Origin of the sequence: Actinoplanes sp. NPDC049599 (assembly GCF_044465625.1) — a bacterium.
GTDB lineage: Bacteria > Actinomycetota > Actinomycetes > Mycobacteriales > Micromonosporaceae > Actinoplanes.
In genome coordinates this window covers 244,102-261,466 of the sequence record NZ_JBITLX010000010.1, presented here as the reverse complement: position 1 = coordinate 261,466, position 17,365 = coordinate 244,102, and the positions used below count along the sequence as shown (strand labels likewise).

Below are 17,365 nucleotides of genomic sequence, written 5' to 3'. Positions count from 1 at the left end.
TGACCGGTCATTTCACTGATCATCATGCGTTCCTGCTGGGCAAGATGATCAAGCGGGTGGAGGCGATCGAGGCTGACATCCGCGAGGTCGATGCCCGGATCGAGGCGCAACTGGCCCCTTTCGCCCCGGCGGTGGTCCGGCTGCTTGAGATCCCCGGGATCGGCTCGGCCGCCGCAGCGACTATCGTCGCCGAGATCGGCGTGGACATGACCCGTTTCCCGACTGCGGCCCACTTGGCCGGTTGGGCGAAGTTCGCGCCCGGGGTCAAGGAATCCGCCGGCCGACGCAAAGGCAACGGATCGAGCGGTCACGGCAACCGTTACCTCGCCCGGGTCTTGGGCCAGATCGCGGTGTCTGCCGCCCGCACCGACACGTTCCTGGGCGAACGCTACCGGCGCATCGCGCGAAGACGCGGCGCTAAACGCGCGATCGTCGCGGTTGGCCGCTCGATCCTGACGATCATCTGGCACCTGTTGTCCGACCCCGGAGCCGGCTTCCACGATCTCGGCGCCGATTTCTACCTTAGCCGCACCGACACCGAACGCCGCAAACGCAACCACATCCGCCAGCTCGAAGCCCTCGGCTACCACGTCACCCTCGACCTCGCCGCATAACCACCGCTTCAACCAAGACCCATCCCACGCCGCTGCGCGACGCGGGATGCTGCCGCGCGTCTGGTCACCGTCGATTTTCGAGTTAGCAGACGTGTCCGGGCGGCCGCCGCGGCGTTGATCATGTGTGAGCCTGGTGGGAACGGATGACGTGACGGCGCCGGCGGTGTCCCCCTGTCCGGCTGCCGCGGTGGCCTCGGTGGCCGCGCTCGCGGCCGGACAGGTGGTCGGCCAGGGGTGGGTCATGGTCCGCGACTGGCCCGGCGCCGAGATCACCGGCGGGGTCGGCCGGTACAGCGTGGCCATGGTGATCATCTCGGTCGCCGTTGTGGTTCTCGCCGGGACGGCCGCGGCGGCAGCGGCCGAGGTCTGGCCGGAACCGGTCGGCGGGTGGCGCGCGGCGCTGCCGGCGCGGCCCGGATACGTCGCGCTCGGGGTGGCCGTGGCGCTGGGGGTGCCGATGGCGTGGGGCGTGGAGGACGGCCAGGGCATCTTCCCCGCCGGGCCGGCCGTCTGGTTGTACGCGCTTTCGTGGGGAGCCGGCCTCGCCGCGGTCGGGTGGCTGCGGGGCCGCGCCGCGGTCGTCGCGGGCGTGACCGTGGTGCTCTCCGCCGTCGTGTGTGCGGTGTTCGTCGTGAGCATCCACGTGGTGGCCTACTACGCGACTCCCCCCGTCGCCGACTGAATCAGGCCGCGGTGACCCCGGCGGCCGGGTGGCAGGTGGCCAGGGTCGCGCCGAGCGGCGCCGGCTCGATCGGCAGGGTCGCCGCGCCCGCGCCCACGATCGGCCGCGGCCGGCGGGGCTGCACGCGGCCGGAGCTGCCGCCGCGACCCGGATAGACCAGCAGGCCGTTGACCGGGTCGGGCACCGCGTCCAGGGCCGCGTGCACGGCCGGCAGCTCCCGGAACACCGTCCACGACTCGTCGCCGCGGAAGGCGATCTCGAACAGCACGCCCCACGAGTGGTGCTGCCAGCGCCATTCGTAGGCGCCGTGGGTGATGGCCGCCTCGGTCAGGGCGGTGCCGTGCGCGTCCTGCCAACGCGCCGCCGACAGCGTCGCGCCGTCCAGTACCTCGATCGACCACCAGCGCAGGTCCATGGTGCGATCGATGCTACGCCGCCGACGCCCGGCCGGCGCCCGCATCGGCGAGGTCGGCACATCGGTCAGCGGCGGCCCGCGGCCGTGCGCGGCGAGCAGGTCGGCGGCGGCCGCGAACGGCTTGAGCGCGCTGATCTCCCGGAACATCCAGGGGTACATCATCTCGCCGGTGAACAGCAGCGGGTCGGCGTCGGGCGCGAACGCCGGGTGGTCGGCGAGCGCGCGTTCGGCGGCCCAGCCCGGCGCCACCGGGCCCTGCGCGAAGGTGAACTCCTGGAGCGCGAAGATCGGCGCGTCGATGAAGCCGGTCGCGCGCATCACCTCGTACCGGATCCGTCGCTCAGATCTCCGCCCTGCCAGGCCTCGTCGAGCAGCCAGTGCAGGGCGGCGAAGCCGTCGCTCATCCCGAAGGTGTTGCCCAGGAAGCGCAGCCGCCGCGCGGTGAGCCGGTCGCCGTCCGGCAGCAGCGCTTCCCCGGCGCGCTCCGGGGCGACCACCTCCCTGGCGAACAGGTTTGATGGTCGCCCCGCACGGGTCGGCATGATCCAGCGGTACGGCGAGCACGTGGTCACGGAAGCGCAGTCCCGGGGCCGGCAGCATCCGGCCACCGTGACCACTACTTCAGGTACGGCCCCGCCACGCCGATCCTGCCCGGGGCCGGGTTGCCGGGCAGGTCCAGCACGTAGACCCGCAGGTTGCCCTTGCCGCTCACCGAGGCGCTCAGCGTCCCGTTCCCGACGACCTTGGTGTCGCCGGTGACCGCGTCCACGTACGTGCCGTTCGGGATGCCGGTGAAGGTGGCCGGGCCGCCCGCCGCGACCAGCACGAAGCTGTCCACCCCGCCCGCGGTGTAGCGCCGCTTGAAGGCCATCGAGCCGGCGACGCCCTCGGTGGAGTACTGCCCCTTCTGCAGCGCCGGGATCGCCCGGCGGATCCGGTTGAGCCGCTGCACGTGCTTGACCAGCGGCTGCTCCAGCGTGCTCGCGACCGCCCCGGACGCGCCGCTCACCACCCCGAAGCCGGACGCGGTGACCGAGCCGGCGATCTTGTCACCGAAGTACGCGCGCCCGGTGGTCGCCAGCGGGCAAGTGGGCCCGCAGTCGATCGGCTTGCCCGCCTGGAACTCGATCTCCGAGCCGTAGTACAGCGTGGGGATGCCGCGGAAGGTCCACATCAGGCTCATGTTCTCGGCCCAGGCGTCGGTGCCGCCGGCGTACCGGGTCGACGACTTGTTCGGGCCGTAGTCGTGGCTGTCGACGTAGACGGTGTTGTAGGTGGCGTCGTTGTAGCTGTCGTCGGAGTCCTTGCCGTTGCCGAAGGCGTTGGACGCCTCGCCGAAGTTCATGTGCATGCGCATGTCGATGACGTTCATGCCGGACGCCTTGCTGTGGTCCGGCTCGTGGTAGGAGTTGCCGTTCAGGAAGGCGTTGGTGCTGGTCGGCTGGTTGCCCGGGCCCATCAGGTTCTCGTATTCGAACTGCTCGGCGGCGGCCCGGATGTCGTCGGGGCTGTACTCCTTGCGTTCCTTCCAGGTGAAGAACTGCGCGGAGTGGTTGACCGAGCCGCGGTTCCACTTGTCGTGCACGAACGCGGCGACCTCGCCGAAGACGTAGAAGTCCTTGCCCTTGTCGCCGTGGGTGGCGACCGCGTGCTGCTGGATGGCCGGCAGGAAGCGCCGGTTCCAGGTGGACCGCGGGATGTGCACGGCGGTGTCGACCCGGAAGCCGTCCACCCCCATGTCGATGTACCTGTTGTAGGCGTTGATCAGGTAGTTCTGGACCGGCGCGCTCTCGGTGTTGAAGTCGGCCAGGTCCTCGTGGATCCAGCAGCTGCGGGCGTCCTCGCCCTCCCAGTTGCCGATCCAGCACCGGTGGTAGAACTCGGCCGGGAACATGCCGGAGGTGGGGCTGGGCCACTGGCAGGTGTAGAGCGTGTAGCCCTCGGCGCTGCGGCCGCCGGTGGGCTTGCCCCAGTTGAGGCAGGTGTTGCCGACGGGCTCGGTGGTCGACCACAGATCACCGTTGTACGGGGTCCGGCCGTCGTACTCCTGGCCGTTGACCTTCTCGTTGTAGTACCAGCTCCACTGGCTGTCGCGGACGCCGTACACGGTGGGGGTGAACAGGCCCTTGGCGCCCCAGCGGGAGCTGTGGTTGTAGACCACGTCCTGATAGATCTTGATGCCCTTGCCGTGCGCCTTGTCGATCAGGTCCTGGTAGGTGCCGCCGGCCGTCTCGAGCCGGCTGTCGATCCGGTAGAAGTCCCAGCCGTGGTAGCCGTGGTAGTCGTAGTCGGAGCGGTTGAGCACCACCGGGGTGATCCAGATGGCGGAGAAGCCGAGCCCCTTGATGTAGTCCAGCTTGTCGATCAGCCCCGCGAAGTCGCCGCGGAACATCGGGTCGTCGTTCGCCGCGTTGCCGGACTTCACGTGCTGGGTGCCGCCGCGGTTGTTGGTGCTGTCGCCGTCGTTGAAGCGGGCGGTCATGACGAAGTAGATCGAGTCCTCGCGCGGGTCGCCGCCGAGCGGGCTGCCGGTGGGTGTGCCCGGCGTGGCCGTGGGAGTGGGAGTGGGTGCGACGGTCGGCGGGGGTGTCGCCGGCGCGCAGGGGTTCCCGGTGCCGGCGCGGCCGGCGGCGACCGTGACGTCGCCGCTGCCCAGGTGGTAGTTGGCGCCGTTGTTGTTGTCCCACACGCCGCTGCCGTTGTTGAACACGACCTGCAGGCCGGACGCGGCGCCGAGGTCGACGGTGCGGGACAGCCAGCCGGTGCAGGCGGATTGCATGGCCACGCCCGGCACGCTCGTCCAGGCGCCGCCGTCCGGGGCGTAGTGGATGTTGACCGTGGTCCAGCCGGACGGCCGCTGGTAGTAGACGGTCACGCTGCTCGCGGCGGACGCGGCCGCCACGAATCCGAACGTCGCGGCCGCCATGGCCAGCACGACGGCCATGCCGAGTCGTTTCCTGGATCTCACCTTCACCGGGGGGCTCCTCAGGGTGCGCCGAGCTCCCGCGGCACGGTGGCGCCGCGGGAGCTCGGGCGAGGTGGGCCTTGAAACGTCTTGCGACTGCCGGCGTGGTTCTGCAAGACCTTGCAAGTTGTTTCAGGAAGTTACCAAGGCATGACAAGAACGTAAAGGGGCAGTTGCATGTGTCGATGCCTGGTGCGTAGACTCAGGAGTCGACCGGCTTCAGCGCGGAGATCTGTGCCGGGTCCGCCAGCACGGTGTGCGCGACGTCGGTCAGCTTGTGGTTGGTGCGGCGGGCGTACCCGCGCAGCACGGCGAAGGCGGCGTCGACGGAGATGCCGTGCGCCTGGGCGATCGCGCCCTTGGCCTGCTCGATCACGATCCGGCTGTTCAGCGCACCCTGCAACTGCTCGGTGAGCAGCTCACCGCGGCGCACCGCGCGTTCCTGCAGCAGCGCGATCGCGGCCACGTCGGTGAGGGCCTGCACGATCTGCACGTCCGCGGCGTCGAAGTTGCCGCCGAGGGTGCTGCCGAAGACGTTGAGCGCGCCGATGACCTCCTTGCGCACCCGCAGCGGGAAGGCGTGCACGGACCGGAATCCGACGGCGAGCGCCTGCTCGGTGAACTGCGGCCAGCGGGTGACCGACTCTCGCAGGTCCGCGTTCAGCACCGGCGCGGCCGTGCGGAACGCGTCGAAGCAGGGCCCCTCGCTGGCCTGCACCTGGAGCAGCTCGAGGAGCTTGGCCCGCTCGTCCGAGGCCGCCATGAAGCGCAGGTGCCCCCGCTGGTCGGCGAGCAGCAGACCGACGGCTGAGGCGCCGACCAGGTCCGCCGTCCGCACGGTGAGCATGTGCAGGAAGTCGAGCAGGTCGAAGTCGTCCACCAGGGTGTCAGCCACCTCGACGAAAATCTTCGACAGACGCTCGGCCGAAACGGTCGTCATGGCTTCCTCCGGTACCTGGACTTCTCTGTCAAGTGTCTACTCATCGCGGGAGAAAAACAGCTCCCGCGCCACTATCGCGCGCGCGACATCAGCCAGCCGGAGGTCCTGCGCGAACGCGTACGCGCGGATCCGGGCCATCGCCTCCGCGAGCGTGCCGCCGATCTGGATCATCACCATGCCCTGGGCCTGGAAGAGCTCCGTCGTCCCGCCCAGCGCCTCGTCCTGGGCCGACACGTCGCCGTCGAGCTGCCGGCGTTCCTGGCCGTCCAGCAGCACCAGGACCGCGTCGTCGGCCAACGCGAAGGCCCGGCTGAGCTCGGCGCCGGTGAGCGGGCCGGGGTGGGACCGGAACAGGTCCAGCACGCCGAGCTGGGCCGCGCCGACCTGCAGCGGGAAGGCGAAGACGGCCTGCACGCCGGCCGCCAGCACGGCCGCGGCGTAGGCCGGCCACCGGGCGGGGCCGTCGGTGGCCAGATCCGGCACCAGCACCGGACGGCGGGCGGCGGCGGCGTCCACGCACGGACCCTCGCCCAGGACGAACTGCAGCTCCTCGAGGCGTTCGCTCTCCGGGTCGGCGGCGGCCAGCAGGCTGAACTGCTGGTCCTGGGCGACCACGGAGAGCCCGGCGCCCGAGGCCGGCAGCGTCCGCACCGCGAGCAGGCAGAGCCGGCGCAGCTGATCGACGAACCCGTCAGCCGGTCCCATGACCACTCCCGTTCTCCGCCGTTGCCGACACGGAAACCAGGGTGATGCGGGACATGGCTGCACCTTTCACCGGAGGCGCTGCCGGGGACCGGGGCAGCCGAGGATCGACTGGGGCCGACCCCTTCATCGTACTCGGGTCCGGCCGATCGGCGCGCGGCGCGGCCGGTGCGTCGCTACTGCAGTTCCTGTCCCCGGACGACGGCGGCGGCCAGATCGGACAGCCGCAGGTTGCGGCTGCGGGCGGCGTTGCGGAGCATCTCGAACGACGCGTCGATGTCCAGCCCGTGCCGGCCCGCAATCAACCCCTTGGCCTGCTCGATCATGATCCGGCTCCGCAGCGCGGTCTGCAGCTGGTCGGCCACCGTCTGCCCGTGCCGGATCGCGCGCTGCTGGAGCAGCCCGATCGAGGCGACATCCGCGAACGCCTGCGCGGTGGCGGCCGTGTCGGCGGCGAGCACCCCGCTGTGGCCGGCGAAGAGGTCGAGGGCGCCGAGACCGTCGGCACGCAGGCGCATCGGGAAGGTGTGCACGGCGGCGAAACCGGCCCGGCGGGCGGCGGCGGTGAACGCCGGCCAGCGACCCGCGATCCCGTTGACCAGGTCCGGGGCCGAGACCGGCAGGCCCAGCCGATGACAGTCGAGGCACGGGCCCTGACCCGACTCCATCTGCAGGGTCTCCACCGCCTGGGTGACGGCCGAGGACGCGGCGACCACCTGCGGCACCCCCCGATGGTCGGCCAGCAGCAGGCCGGCGGCGGCCACCGGCAGCAGCGTCACGCAGCGGTCGACGAGCACCTGGAGGAACTCGGCCTCGTCGAACGTCTCGTGCAGGGTGTCCGCCAGCTCGACGAAGGCAGTGGACATCGCCTGGTGCCGGCTCGGTGCTGAGGACATGAGGTTCCATCAAGGCTGGGAGCGAGGCGCGCTGGCGCCGGGGCCCGGCGACACGGGAATCACCGTACGCCTGGCGGGTGTCATCGGCGGCATCTCAGGGTGCCCCGGCGGCCCGGACGACGTACGTTGGGACGTCGGCAGTTGTCGTCCACCGCCCGAGACCCCGGCGGGCAGCACTCGTTCGCTCCGGGAGTCCCGCCATGACATTCGCCGCCCCGGCCCCTCCTCCCGCCGGGCCGGAAGCCGCGTCGGTGTCTGAGGAGTTCACCATCCTGCACCTGACCTGGCGGCTGCCCCGGATCGCCAACACCGTGTCCACGCCACGCCGGGCCCTGCAGAGCGCCCTGACGGCCCTGGGCGTGACCGCGGACTGCGTCGCCGACCTGGTGCTGGCCCTGACCGAGGCCTGCGCCAACGCCGTCGAGCACGCCCACCTCGCCGCCGAGTACCACGTCACGATCACCGCGGACCGGCACCGGTGCGCGGTGGAGATCGTCGACTGCGGGGTCGGCATCGCCGACCCGGCCCGGGTGCGGCCGAGCAGCGTCGCGCCCGCGGCGCACCGGGGCCGGGGCATCATGATCATGCAGGCCTGCACCGACTCGCTGGACCTGGCCCCGGTCGACCCGCACGGGCTGGCGGTGCGTTTCACCAAGCGGCTGGCCTGGGAGCCGGGCTCCCCGGACCGGCTGCTGGCCCCCGCGGGCTGAAACCCGTCGCGGTACGTGACGAAGCCGTCAGCCGGCACCCGGCCGCCGGCGCGTAGGCTGACAGCGCCCGCCCCCGACGACCTCCACCCTTTCGGTGGCCTCAGCACGGCTCGTCAGCGGGCTTTCACGACCGGCTCCAGCGGCGTCGACGACGCCCGGCCGGAGCGTCGTTCGCCGCGCAGTTCAGCGCCATCGTTCCCGACACACGGCCCCGGACCCCGGCCTGCCCGCCGACGTCGCCGGGCGCGTCTCGACGCATTCCCCCGAACCGGAAGGCAGGGCCCAGTGGCCACCACATACGGCTTTCTCAGCACCCACCCGCCGACCCACTGCGGCCTGGCGACCTTCAACGCGGCGCTGGTCGCGGCCCTCACCGCCGGCGGCGGGAGCGGCGGCGTCGTCAGGGTGACCACGGGCGGTGACGAGGGGCCGCCGGGCCCCGGCGTGGCACACACCTGGCCGGCCCACGACCCCAGCGGCTGGCGCGACGCCGCCGACGCCCTGAACGGCTACGACATCGCGGTCATCCAGCACGAGTACGGCATCTACCCGGGCGCCGACGGCGCGGACGTGCTGCGGCTGATGCGCCGCCTGCGGGTGCCCAGCATCGTGGTGCTGCACACGGTGCTGAGCCGGCCGACACCCCGGCAGAAGTCGGTGCTGGAGCAGGTCGTCGGCGCCGCGGGGGCGGTTGTCACGATGACCGGCACCGCGCACGACCGGCTCGTCGTCGGCTACGACGTGAACCCCGCCAAGATCTCCGCGATCCCGCACGGCGCGGCGGACCACACCGGCACGCCGGTCACCCGCGGGTCCCGGCCGCACCTGCTCACCTGGGGACTGCTCGGTCCCGGCAAGGGCATCGAGTGGGCGATCCGCGCGCTGCCGCACCTGAGCCGCCTCGACCCCGTCTACACGGTCGCCGGGCGTACCCACCCCAAGGTGCTCCAGCGGCACGGCGAGTCGTACCGGGCCGGGCTGCACCAGCTCGGCGCCGAGCTGGGGGTGGCGCACGCCGTCGACTACCGCTCGCACTATCTCGACGACGCGGCGCTGGGCGCGCTGATCCGCTCCGCCGACGTGGTGGTGCTGCCGTACGACTCGGTCGAGCAGGTCACCTCCGGGGTGCTGATCGAGGCCGTGGCCGCCGGCGTGCCGGTGGTGGCCACCGCGTTCCCGCACGCCGTGGAGCTGCTCACCGACGGACCGGGCCTGCTCGTGCCGCACCGCAACCCGCGGGCGCTGGCCACCGCCGTCCGCAAGGTGCTCACCCGCCCGGCGCTCTACCGCAACGACGAGGCCGCGGCGACCCTGCGCTGGCCGGCGGTGGCCGCGCGGTACGAGGCGCTGGCCGAGGGCCTGCTCACGGGCGCGGCACGCCCCGCCCCGGCACCGGCGTGACCGCGGCGCTGGACGTACCGGTACGGCACCCGCCGGCGCCGCCACCCAGCTTCACCCACCTCGCCCGGCTGACCGACGACACCGGGCTGCTGGAACACGCCCGGCACGCCGTGCCCCGGCGTGAGCACGGCTACTGCACCGACGACGTCGCCCGCGGGCTGGTCGTGGTCTGCCGCGAGCCCGACCCGGCGCCGGCGGTGCTGCGGCTGGCCGAGGTCTACCTGAGCTTCCTCACCCACGCCCAGGACGCCGGCGGCGCCTTCCACAACCGGCTCTCCTACGACCGGCGCTGGACCGACGAGCCCGCGCTGGGCGACTGGTGGGGGCGCGCCCTGTGGGGGCTGGGCACCGCGGTGGGGCGCAGCTCCGCGCCGTGGATCGAGCAGGACGCGCTGGTGGCGTTCGAGCTGGGCGCCGCGCGCCGCTCACCGGCGCCGCACGCCATGGCCTTCGCCGGGCTCGGCGCAGCCGAGGTGCTGCGCCGCTACCCGGACCACGCCGGCGCCTCGGACCTGCTCGCCGCGGCCGCGGCGGCGGTGGGCTGGCCCGACTCCGATCCCCGGTGGTCCTGGCCCCGGCCGCACCTCGCCTACGCCAGCGCTGCGCAGGCCGAGGTGGTCATCCTGGCCGGCGAGGCGCACCGCGACGTCGCCCTGCGGGCCGCCGGGCTGCGGATGCTGAGCTGGCTGCGCGACCTGCAGCTGGTCGGCGACCGGCTGTCCGTGCTGCCGGCGGCCGGCTGGCACCGCGGCACGGCCCGCCCGCAGTACGACCAGCAGCCGATCGAGGTGGCGGCCCTGGCCGACGCGTGTGCCACCGCCGCCGCGGTGACCGGCGACAACGGCTGGCAGCAGGGCGTACGGCAGTCGATCGGCTGGTTCCTGGGCGACAACGACACCGGCTCGGTCATGTGGGACCGGGCCACCGGCGGCGGTTACGACGGGCTGACACCGACCGGGCCGAACCTCAACCAGGGCGCGGAGTCCACCCTCGCGCTGATCTCCACCCTGCAGCACGGGCGGGCCGGCGCCGGCCTCAGGACGCGGTGACCGGGCCTTCCTGGATGTCCTCGCCCGGCAGCCACGGCACGACCCGCACCGCGAGCGTGGCGCCGCCGGCACAGCTCGCGGTCAGCAGGCCGGTGGACTGGCCGCAGAAGTAGCCGACGGAGACCGAGCGGCCGGCCACCTCGACGTGATGCGGGCGCCGCGCCCAGCCGGCCGCGCTGAGCCGCACCCGGACGATCGGGCCGCCCAGGTCGTCCAGCGCCAGCACCAGGCCGGGCAGCTCGGCCTCGGGGTCGGTGGACCGGGGCCACCAGCAGCCGTGCACCACCGGGTGGGGCGTGTCGGGGGACTCGAGCCACAGCCGGGGTGCCGCTACGGTCGAGGTCGGATCGGTGGTGCGTGCCATCGGACATCCTGTCGTGATGAGCGTCGTCGGGCACGGGTCCTGAGCAGAGCGCAAGTGCGGCAGGGACGAGGTCCACCGAGGCCGGTGAGGGTTACACCGAGAACAGTACGCCGGTGCCGACCCGGACGAGCCTCCCCGATCACCCGAAAGCGTCAGACGGCGCTCAGGCGGCGGGCCGCTCGGCGGCGACGATGGCCGCGACGCACTCGTAACCGGGCCGGCGCCCGGACCCGCCCGGCTCCACGCAGGCCAGCGAGGCGGCCCGCAGCTCGTCGAAGGCCGGCATCGGCACGTCGGCGACCTCGTCGGCCGGTTCGAGCGGCACCGGCGGGATGACCACCTTCACCCGCCGTCCGGTGCGGCGCCGCCGGGCCCGCACCCGGGCGGCACGGGCCGTCCCGGTCTCGCCGCCGGCCTGGCAGTCGTCGCCGGGCAGGGCCAGCTGGGTCTCGTCGCTGTCCGACGGCAGCGGCCAGCAGTGGCTGCGGACGATCGGCCGGTGCGCGCCGTGCTCCTGGTAGGAAAGTTCCGCTTCGTCGTGAGTCCTGTCGGCGTTCATCACGTCTCCCCTCGGGACTGCGGTCCGCGCGGCGTTGCTGCCGCGTGCTGGACGTGGTCACCATCGCGTCCGTCGGCGAGCGGGGACTCCGGCGGTCCGCGATCCGAGGCGGTGGTCGAAGAGCCATCGCCGCGCCGGGGCATCCGCCAGGTTACGGAGCTCACATCGCCGAGGTCCGGAGCGACACTTCAACCGTACGCCGGATCAGGCCGGGCGAACCCGCCGAGATATGCCGATTTCCGTCAGGCCGTCCAGTCGCCGGGGTCGCCGAGCTCCCAGTCCGCCAGCACCTCGCGGGTGTGCGCGCCGGGCAGCGCGGGGGCGCCCACCGGCCCGGCCGGGGTCACCGAGAACCGGGGCGCCGCGGCCGGCTGGAGCACGCCGTCGCGCCGGGCGAAGGTGCCGCGGTCGGCCAGGTGCGGGTGGTCCGCGGCCTCGGCCAGCGAGAGCACCGGCGCGACGCAGGCCTCGGTGCCCTCGAACACCAGCGCCCACTCGCGCTGGGTGCGGGTGGCGAAGGCGGCGGCGATCCGGGCACGCAGCTGCGGCCAGCTGTCCCGGTCGTACTGGGCCGGCAGGTCGTCGCCGGGCGCCAGCAGGCGGATGAACTCGGCGTAGAACTGCGGCTCCAGGGCGCCGACCGCCAGGTAGCGGCCGTCGGAGGCCGGGTAGACGTCGTAGAACGGCGCGCCGGTGTCGAGCAGGTTCACGCCGCGTTCGTCGCGCCACAGGCCGGCCGCGCTGAGGCCGTACAGCAGGGTGGTGAGGTGGGCCGCGCCGTCGGTGACGGCCGCGTCGACCACCTGGCCGCGGCCGGTCCGCTCGGCCTCGCGCAGCGCGGCCAGCAGGCCGACCACCAGGTAGAGCGACCCGCCGCCGAAGTCGCCGAGCAGGTTGGCGGGCACCTGGGGCGGGCCGCCGGCCCGGCCGATGGCGTGCAGCGCCCCGGTCACCGCCAGGTAGGTGATGTCGTGCCCGGCGCTGCCGGCCAGCGGGCCGTCCTGGCCCCAGCCGGTCATCCGCCCGTAGACCAGCGCCGGGTTACGGGCCAGCGCCGCCTCCGGGCCGACGCCCAGCCGCTCGGCGACCCCGGGGCGGTAACCCTCGATGACCAGGGCGGCCCGGCCGAGAAGCGCCAGCACCAGCTCCCGGCCACGGTCCTGCTTGAGGTCCACCGCGATCGACCGCTTGCCGCGGTTGAGCAGGTCGAAGCGGGGGTCCACGGCCAGCGGCGAGCCGGGGCCGACCCGGTCCACCCGCACCACGTCGGCGCCGAGGTCGGCCAGCAGCATCGCGGCGAACGGGCCCGGCCCGATCCCGGCCAGCTCGACCACCTTGAGACCGTGCAACGGTCCGTCATCGGGCATGCGTACCTCCGGGTGCCGAACTCCCATAGGATGAGCCTCGTCGATCCCGTCGACCGGGAGGCAAGGTTTCATGTATCCACCGCAGCCGTGGGATCTGCGCGGCCAGCTGTATCTCTCGGTGTTCGCGGTGCCCCGCTCCGCGCTGCCCGCCCTGCCCGGACCGCTCGCGGCGGCGGTGCGGCCGGTGCCGTTCGGGCGCCGCGCGCTGGTCGGCGCGGCCTGGGTCCGTTACGAGCCCGGCGGCGTCCTGCACTACCGGGAGCTGCTGGCGGCCGTGCTGGTGCACGAACGGCTGCGGCCGCGGGTCAGCATCACCGACATCTGGGTGGACAGCGTGGAGTCGCGCGACGGCGGCCGGGAGCTGTGGGGCATCCCCAAGGACCTGGCCGACCTGAGCCTGCGCACCGCGCCCGGCGGTGACCTGGTCGCGGCGGCGAGCATCGGGCCGGAGCCGGGCGCGCGGCAGGCGCCGATCGGCTCGGCGTCGTTCCGCGCCGGGCCGCGGCTGCCCGGGCGCTGGCCGACCCCGATGTCGGTGGCCCAGGCGCTCGGCGGCGCCGTCGTGCGCACCCCCGTGCGCGGGCGGGCCGGGCTGCGGCTCGGCAGCGGCACCTGGCGGGTCGAGGCGGGCGGGCCGCTGGGCTACCTGGCCGGTCGGCGGCCGCTGCTGACGGTCGCGCTCACCGACTTCCGGCTCCGCTTCGGCGCGACGGCCCCGGCCGCGGCCACCTGGCCCTGACGCCCGCGGGCCCGTCACCGCCGGCCGGCCGGTGCCGGCTGCTGGAAGTCGGCGAGCCGCAGGCGGGCGGTGCGGCGGCGGTACTCCCCCGCCATCCCGGGCCAGTTGGTGACCACCCGGCCGCTGGGCGTGCGGTACCAGTTGCGGCACGCCGTCCAGACGCTGCCGGCCAGCCGGGACTGCAGCTCGGCGTCGTATCCGGCGGCCACGTCCGGGCGTACGTCCAGCGGGCCGGAACCGGCCGCGAGCGCCCGCACCACCTGCACGATGTAACGGGCCTGGGCCTCGTGGAAGTAGACCACCGAGGTGTTGCCGGTGTTCGTGTTCGGCCCGTAGACCAGGAACATGTTCGGGAAGCCCGGCACGGCCATGCCCAGGTACGCGTGCGCGCCGTCCCGCCACACCTGTTCGAGCTTCTCGCCGTCACGCCCGGTCACCCGGATCGGGGTGAGGAAGTCGGTGGCAGCGAAGCCGGTGCCGTAGACCAGCACGTCGCAGGGGTGCTCGACGCCGTCGGTGGTCCGGACGCCGGCCGCGGTGACGGCCGCGATCGGCGTGGTCACCAGCTCGACGTCGGGCCGGGCCAGGGTGGGCAGCCAGGCGCTGGTGAACAGCACCCGCTTGCAGCCCATCGGGTCGTCCGGGGTGACCCGGGCCCGCAGCCCGGGATCGCGGACCTGCCAGCGCCGCTGGGCCCGCGAGGCGGTGCGCAGGAAGGCGCCGGCGGCACGGTTGCCGAGCAGCGCCGCGCCGGTGAAGACGGTCATCGCCCAGGTGCCGGCCCGCGGCGGGCGCATCAGCGCGGGCATCCTGCGGTACGCGGCCCGGCGCAACCGGCCGTAACGGCGATCCGGCTTGGGCAGCGTCCAGGGCGCGGTGCGCTGGTAGACGTCGATGTGCGCGGCGGTGCCGGCGAGGGCCGGGACGAGCTGGATGGCGCTGGCGCCGGTGCCGACGACCGCGACCCGCTTGCCCTCGATCCGCAGCTCGGGGTCCCAGCGGGCGGTGTGCAGGGCCGGCCCGCGGAACAGCTCCGCGCCGGGCAGCCGGGGCACGACCGGCCGGGACAGCTGCCCGACCGCCGGCACCAGGACGTCGGCCACCAGTTCCTCACCGTCCGCGAGCGTCAGCCGCCAGCAGGATCCCGCCTCGTCCCAGTCCGCGCCGGTGACCTCGGCGCCCAGCCGCAGGTGCGGGGTCAGGCCCAGCTCGGCGACGCACCGGTCCAGGTAGGACAGGATCTCGGTGTGCGGCGGGAAGCGCCGGGACCAGTCCGGGTTCGGGGCGAAGGAGAACGAGTACAGCGGCGCGGGGACGTCACAGGCGCAGCCCGGGTACAGGTTGTCCCGCCACACGCCGCCGATCCGGTCGGCCTTCTCCAGCAGCACGAAGTCGTGGAAGCCGGCCTTGCGGAGCGCCGCGGCCACCGCCACCCCGCCGAAGCCGGCACCGATGATCGCGATCCGGGGCCCCTTGGGCGTCATGGTGCGGAACGTTAGCAAGCTATTGACAGGTTGCCAATAGACCTGTCACGACGGTGTCACGACCGCGGGAAACACCTGCTCCACGATGGCCAGCAGGGTGGTCGCCAGCAGCAGGTGCACCTGCGCGCGGGTCAGGGCGTCCCGGTTGAGCCACTCCTTGGCGGTGGCGGTGGCCAGCCCCACGTACGCCCGGATCATCCCGCGCAGCTCCTCACGGTGCTCGGTGACCTCGGACAGCCCGACCGCGATCAGCACGTAGTCCGCCGCGGTGTCCTCCGCCTCGGTCAGCACCCGCTCCACGTCGACGTCACGGCCCGTGCCGGCGGCGGTCGCGGCCGCCAGCCATGACGTGCTGTGCCGGGAGACCACGTCGAGGAACCAGGACACGCTGGCGTCGACCCGGGTGCGCAGGTCGCCGGCCGGCAGGCTCTGCACGGCCACCTCGGGGATGGTCAGCATCACCCGGATGACCTCCAGGTAGAGGTCCTTCTTGGTGCCGAAGTAGTGGTTGATCAGCCCGCGGGCGACCCCGGCCGCCCGGGCGATGTCGGTGGTCGACACCTCGGCGTACGGCCGCTCGCCGAAGAGCCGGACCGCACAGGCGAGAATCTGCCCACGCCGGACGTCCGGCTCCAGCCGTCTGCGCCCCTGCGCCGCGTCGACAGTCACCGCCCGACCCTATCCGCCACGATCACCCCGGCCACGGGGCCGCCGGGCCCCGGCCTTTCCGCCGCGCATCGCCAGGCCTGACCTTCCCGCCGGCTGATCACTGCGGACGCAGGGCTGCCGGGGCCGAGGACGGCACGACCGGGTGTCGCGGGGCCACCGCGGCCACCCGCGTGTAGGGCGCCCCCGGCGCCGGGCGGGGGTCCGGCTCCCCGGCGTTGGGCCACAGCGCGACCGCCCGCTCGGCGAGCGCGGTGATGGTCAGCGACGGGTTCACGCCCAGGTTCGCGGCGACCACCGAGCCGTCGATGACGTGCAGGCCGGGGTGGCCGTACAGCCGTTGGTAGGCGTCCACCACGCCGGTCTCCGGGCCGGTGCCGACCGCGCAGCCGCCGATGAAGTGACCGGTCACCGGGCGGCCGACCAGCTCGGTGACGGCGCCGAGCGGCACCCCGTCGATCTTGGCGGCGACCCGGCGGGCCACGTCGTGCGCGGCCGGCACCCAGACCGGGTTCGGCGCGCCGATGCCCGCCCGCGAGGTCAGCCGGCGGCGGCCGAACAGCGTCCGGGTGGTGTGCAAGGTGATCGAGTTGTCCAGCGGCTGCATCGCCAGCAGCACCACGGTCTGCTGCGACCAGTGCCGCGGCACGGCCAGCAGCCGCAGGTCACGCCAGCCGCGGGCGAGCTCGCGCAGCCCGGCCACCCAGCGCCGGCGGCCACCGGTGTCGTCCACCAGCACGGTGGAGATCAACGCGAGCAGGTTGCTGCCGGGGCCGTACCGGACCGGCTCGACGTGGGTGACCGGATCGGGGTGGATGGACGAGGTGATCGCGACGCCCCGGCTGACGTCGAGGTCGCGGCGCCGGGTCCGGGCGCCCAGGATGGACTCGGAGTTGGTCCGGCTGAGCTCACCGAGCCGCGGCGACACCTCCGGCAGCACGCCGCGGTCGCGCATCCGGTGCAGCAGCCGCTGGGTGCCCAGCGCGCCCGCGGCGAGCACGACCTGCCCCGCGGTGAAGCGGCGTCGGCGCAGGCCACCGGTGGCGCGGGTGTCGACGTCGTACCCGCCGCCCGGCCGCGGCCGGACCGCGAGCACCGTGGTCAGCGGATGCACCGCCGCGCCGGCCGCCTCGGCGAGGTAGAGATAGTTCTTGACCAGGGTGTTCTTCGCGCCGACCCGGCAGCCGGTCAGGCACGCGCCGCAGGCGGTGCAGCCCCGGCGGGCCGGCCCGGCGCCGCCGAAGAAGGGGTCCGGCACGGCGGCGCCGGCCCGCTCGCCGAAGAAGACCCCGACCGGGGTACGCCGGTACGTGTGCCCCACCCCGAGATCCTCGGCGACCGCGCGCAGGGTCACGTCGGCGAACGTCTCGACCGGGTTGGTGACCACGCCGAGCATCCGTTTCGCCTGGTCGTAGTAGGGCGCGAGCTCGGCCGCCCAGTCGGTGATGCCGGCCCACTGCGGGTCGGCGAAGAACGCGGCGGGCGGCTCGTAGAGCGTGTTGGCGTACCCGAGGGACCCGCCACCGACCCCGGCGCCGGACATGATCAGGGCGTCGCGCAGCAGGGTGAGCCGCAGAATGCCGTAGCAGCCGAGGGCGGGGGCGTAGAGGTAGTCGCGCAACCGCCAGGAGGTCTTGGCGAACTGCTCGTCGGCGAACCGCCGGCCGGCCTCGAGCACACCGACCCGGTAACCCTTCTCGGTCAGTCGCAGCGCGGTGACGCTCCCGCCGAAGCCGGAGCCGATGACCAGGACGTCGTAGTCGTACGTCATGAGTTACCGTGACACCGTTATTGTCGGACTGTCAATAAAGG

The 17,365-nt window shown here is 73.5% G+C and carries 18 protein-coding genes; 6 read left to right on the top strand and 12 right to left on the bottom strand.

The window, feature by feature from the left end:
• Both ACIBQZ_RS20590 and ACIBQZ_RS20585 read left to right on the top strand, forming a co-directional pair.
• On the top strand, positions 1–614 hold a 614-nt coding region (locus ACIBQZ_RS20590), incomplete at its 5' end, for a transposase (protein WP_396090330.1).
• A gap of 133 nt (positions 615–747) precedes the next feature.
• The gene (locus tag ACIBQZ_RS20585) at positions 748–1,296 is read left to right on the top strand and encodes a hypothetical protein (RefSeq protein ID WP_396090329.1); all 549 of its coding nucleotides are present in this window, start codon (positions 748–750) and stop codon (positions 1,294–1,296) included.
• Between the two features lies 1 nt (position 1,297).
• Here ACIBQZ_RS20585 and ACIBQZ_RS20580 read toward each other — a convergent pair whose 3' ends face one another.
• The 6 genes from ACIBQZ_RS20580 to ACIBQZ_RS20555 form a co-directional block, all read right to left on the bottom strand.
• Positions 1,298–2,029, bottom strand: coding sequence for a hypothetical protein (locus ACIBQZ_RS20580; RefSeq protein WP_396090328.1), 732 nt, complete (start codon positions 2,027–2,029; stop codon positions 1,298–1,300).
• Positions 2,029–2,253 carry a hypothetical protein gene (locus tag ACIBQZ_RS20575; RefSeq protein ID WP_396090327.1) on the bottom strand — a complete coding sequence of 75 codons (225 nt, stop codon included), beginning with the start codon at positions 2,251–2,253 and terminating at the stop codon, positions 2,029–2,031. The genes ACIBQZ_RS20580 and ACIBQZ_RS20575 overlap by 1 nt, the downstream gene beginning before the upstream one ends.
• A gap of 74 nt (positions 2,254–2,327) precedes the next feature.
• Positions 2,328–4,685 (bottom strand): alpha-amylase family glycosyl hydrolase, encoded by a 2,358-nt coding sequence (locus ACIBQZ_RS20570; RefSeq protein WP_396090326.1) that lies wholly within the window; start codon positions 4,683–4,685, stop codon positions 2,328–2,330.
• A 193-nt stretch (positions 4,686–4,878) separates the two neighbouring features.
• On the bottom strand, positions 4,879–5,616 hold the full coding sequence (locus ACIBQZ_RS20565) for an ANTAR domain-containing protein (RefSeq protein ID WP_396090325.1): 738 nt from the start codon (positions 5,614–5,616) through the stop codon (positions 4,879–4,881).
• 36 nt (positions 5,617–5,652) lie between these two features.
• The gene (locus ACIBQZ_RS20560; protein WP_396090324.1) at positions 5,653–6,321 is read right to left on the bottom strand and encodes a GAF and ANTAR domain-containing protein; all 669 of its coding nucleotides are present in this window, start codon (positions 6,319–6,321) and stop codon (positions 5,653–5,655) included.
• 173 nt (positions 6,322–6,494) lie between these two features.
• Complete coding sequence (locus ACIBQZ_RS20555) at positions 6,495–7,214, bottom strand: ANTAR domain-containing protein (RefSeq protein WP_396090323.1); 720 nt, start codon at positions 7,212–7,214, stop codon at positions 6,495–6,497.
• A gap of 251 nt (positions 7,215–7,465) precedes the next feature.
• Between ACIBQZ_RS20555 and ACIBQZ_RS20550 the strand changes: the two genes are divergently transcribed.
• The 3 genes from ACIBQZ_RS20550 (at position 7,466) to ACIBQZ_RS20540 (ending at position 10,374) form a co-directional block, all read left to right on the top strand.
• Positions 7,466–7,924 carry an ATP-binding protein gene (locus ACIBQZ_RS20550; RefSeq protein WP_396090322.1) on the top strand — a complete coding sequence of 153 codons (459 nt, stop codon included), beginning with the start codon at positions 7,466–7,468 and terminating at the stop codon, positions 7,922–7,924.
• A gap of 285 nt (positions 7,925–8,209) precedes the next feature.
• A complete protein-coding gene (locus ACIBQZ_RS20545) occupies positions 8,210–9,325 on the top strand; it encodes a glycosyltransferase (RefSeq protein ID WP_396090321.1) in 1,116 nt (371 codons plus the stop codon).
• Positions 9,322–10,374: a glycosyltransferase gene (locus tag ACIBQZ_RS20540; RefSeq protein ID WP_396090320.1), complete on the top strand. Its 1,053-nt coding sequence runs from the start codon at positions 9,322–9,324 to the stop codon at positions 10,372–10,374. Before ACIBQZ_RS20545 ends, ACIBQZ_RS20540 begins: the two co-directional genes overlap by 4 nt.
• On the opposite strand, the gene ACIBQZ_RS20535 is transcribed toward ACIBQZ_RS20540, so the two are convergent.
• The 3 genes from ACIBQZ_RS20535 to ACIBQZ_RS20525 form a co-directional block, all read right to left on the bottom strand.
• Complete coding sequence (locus ACIBQZ_RS20535) at positions 10,361–10,738, bottom strand: DUF5994 family protein (RefSeq protein WP_396090319.1); 378 nt, start codon at positions 10,736–10,738, stop codon at positions 10,361–10,363. The two genes, ACIBQZ_RS20540 and ACIBQZ_RS20535, sit on opposite strands and share 14 nt — an antisense overlap.
• 163 nt (positions 10,739–10,901) lie before the next feature.
• Positions 10,902–11,297, bottom strand: coding sequence for a hypothetical protein (locus tag ACIBQZ_RS20530; protein WP_396090318.1), 396 nt, complete (start codon positions 11,295–11,297; stop codon positions 10,902–10,904).
• A 242-nt stretch (positions 11,298–11,539) separates the two neighbouring features.
• The gene (locus ACIBQZ_RS20525) at positions 11,540–12,664 is read right to left on the bottom strand and encodes a CaiB/BaiF CoA transferase family protein (protein WP_396090317.1); all 1,125 of its coding nucleotides are present in this window, start codon (positions 12,662–12,664) and stop codon (positions 11,540–11,542) included.
• Between the two features lie 70 nt (positions 12,665–12,734).
• Between ACIBQZ_RS20525 and ACIBQZ_RS20520 the strand changes: the two genes are divergently transcribed.
• Positions 12,735–13,403, top strand: coding sequence for an acetoacetate decarboxylase family protein (locus ACIBQZ_RS20520; RefSeq protein ID WP_396090316.1), 669 nt, complete (start codon positions 12,735–12,737; stop codon positions 13,401–13,403).
• A 14-nt stretch (positions 13,404–13,417) separates the two neighbouring features.
• Here ACIBQZ_RS20520 and ACIBQZ_RS20515 read toward each other — a convergent pair whose 3' ends face one another.
• The 3 genes from ACIBQZ_RS20515 to ACIBQZ_RS20505 form a co-directional block, all read right to left on the bottom strand.
• The gene (locus ACIBQZ_RS20515) at positions 13,418–14,887 is read right to left on the bottom strand and encodes a flavin-containing monooxygenase (RefSeq protein WP_396090315.1); all 1,470 of its coding nucleotides are present in this window, start codon (positions 14,885–14,887) and stop codon (positions 13,418–13,420) included.
• Positions 14,888–14,932: 45 nt separating this feature from the next.
• Positions 14,933–15,556 (bottom strand): TetR/AcrR family transcriptional regulator, encoded by a 624-nt coding sequence (locus ACIBQZ_RS20510; RefSeq protein WP_396090314.1) that lies wholly within the window; start codon positions 15,554–15,556, stop codon positions 14,933–14,935.
• Between the two features lie 97 nt (positions 15,557–15,653).
• Entirely contained in the window at positions 15,654–17,324 is a 1,671-nt protein-coding gene (locus tag ACIBQZ_RS20505; protein ID WP_396090313.1) for an FAD-dependent oxidoreductase, read from the bottom strand.
• Positions 17,325–17,365 lie beyond the last annotated feature (41 nt).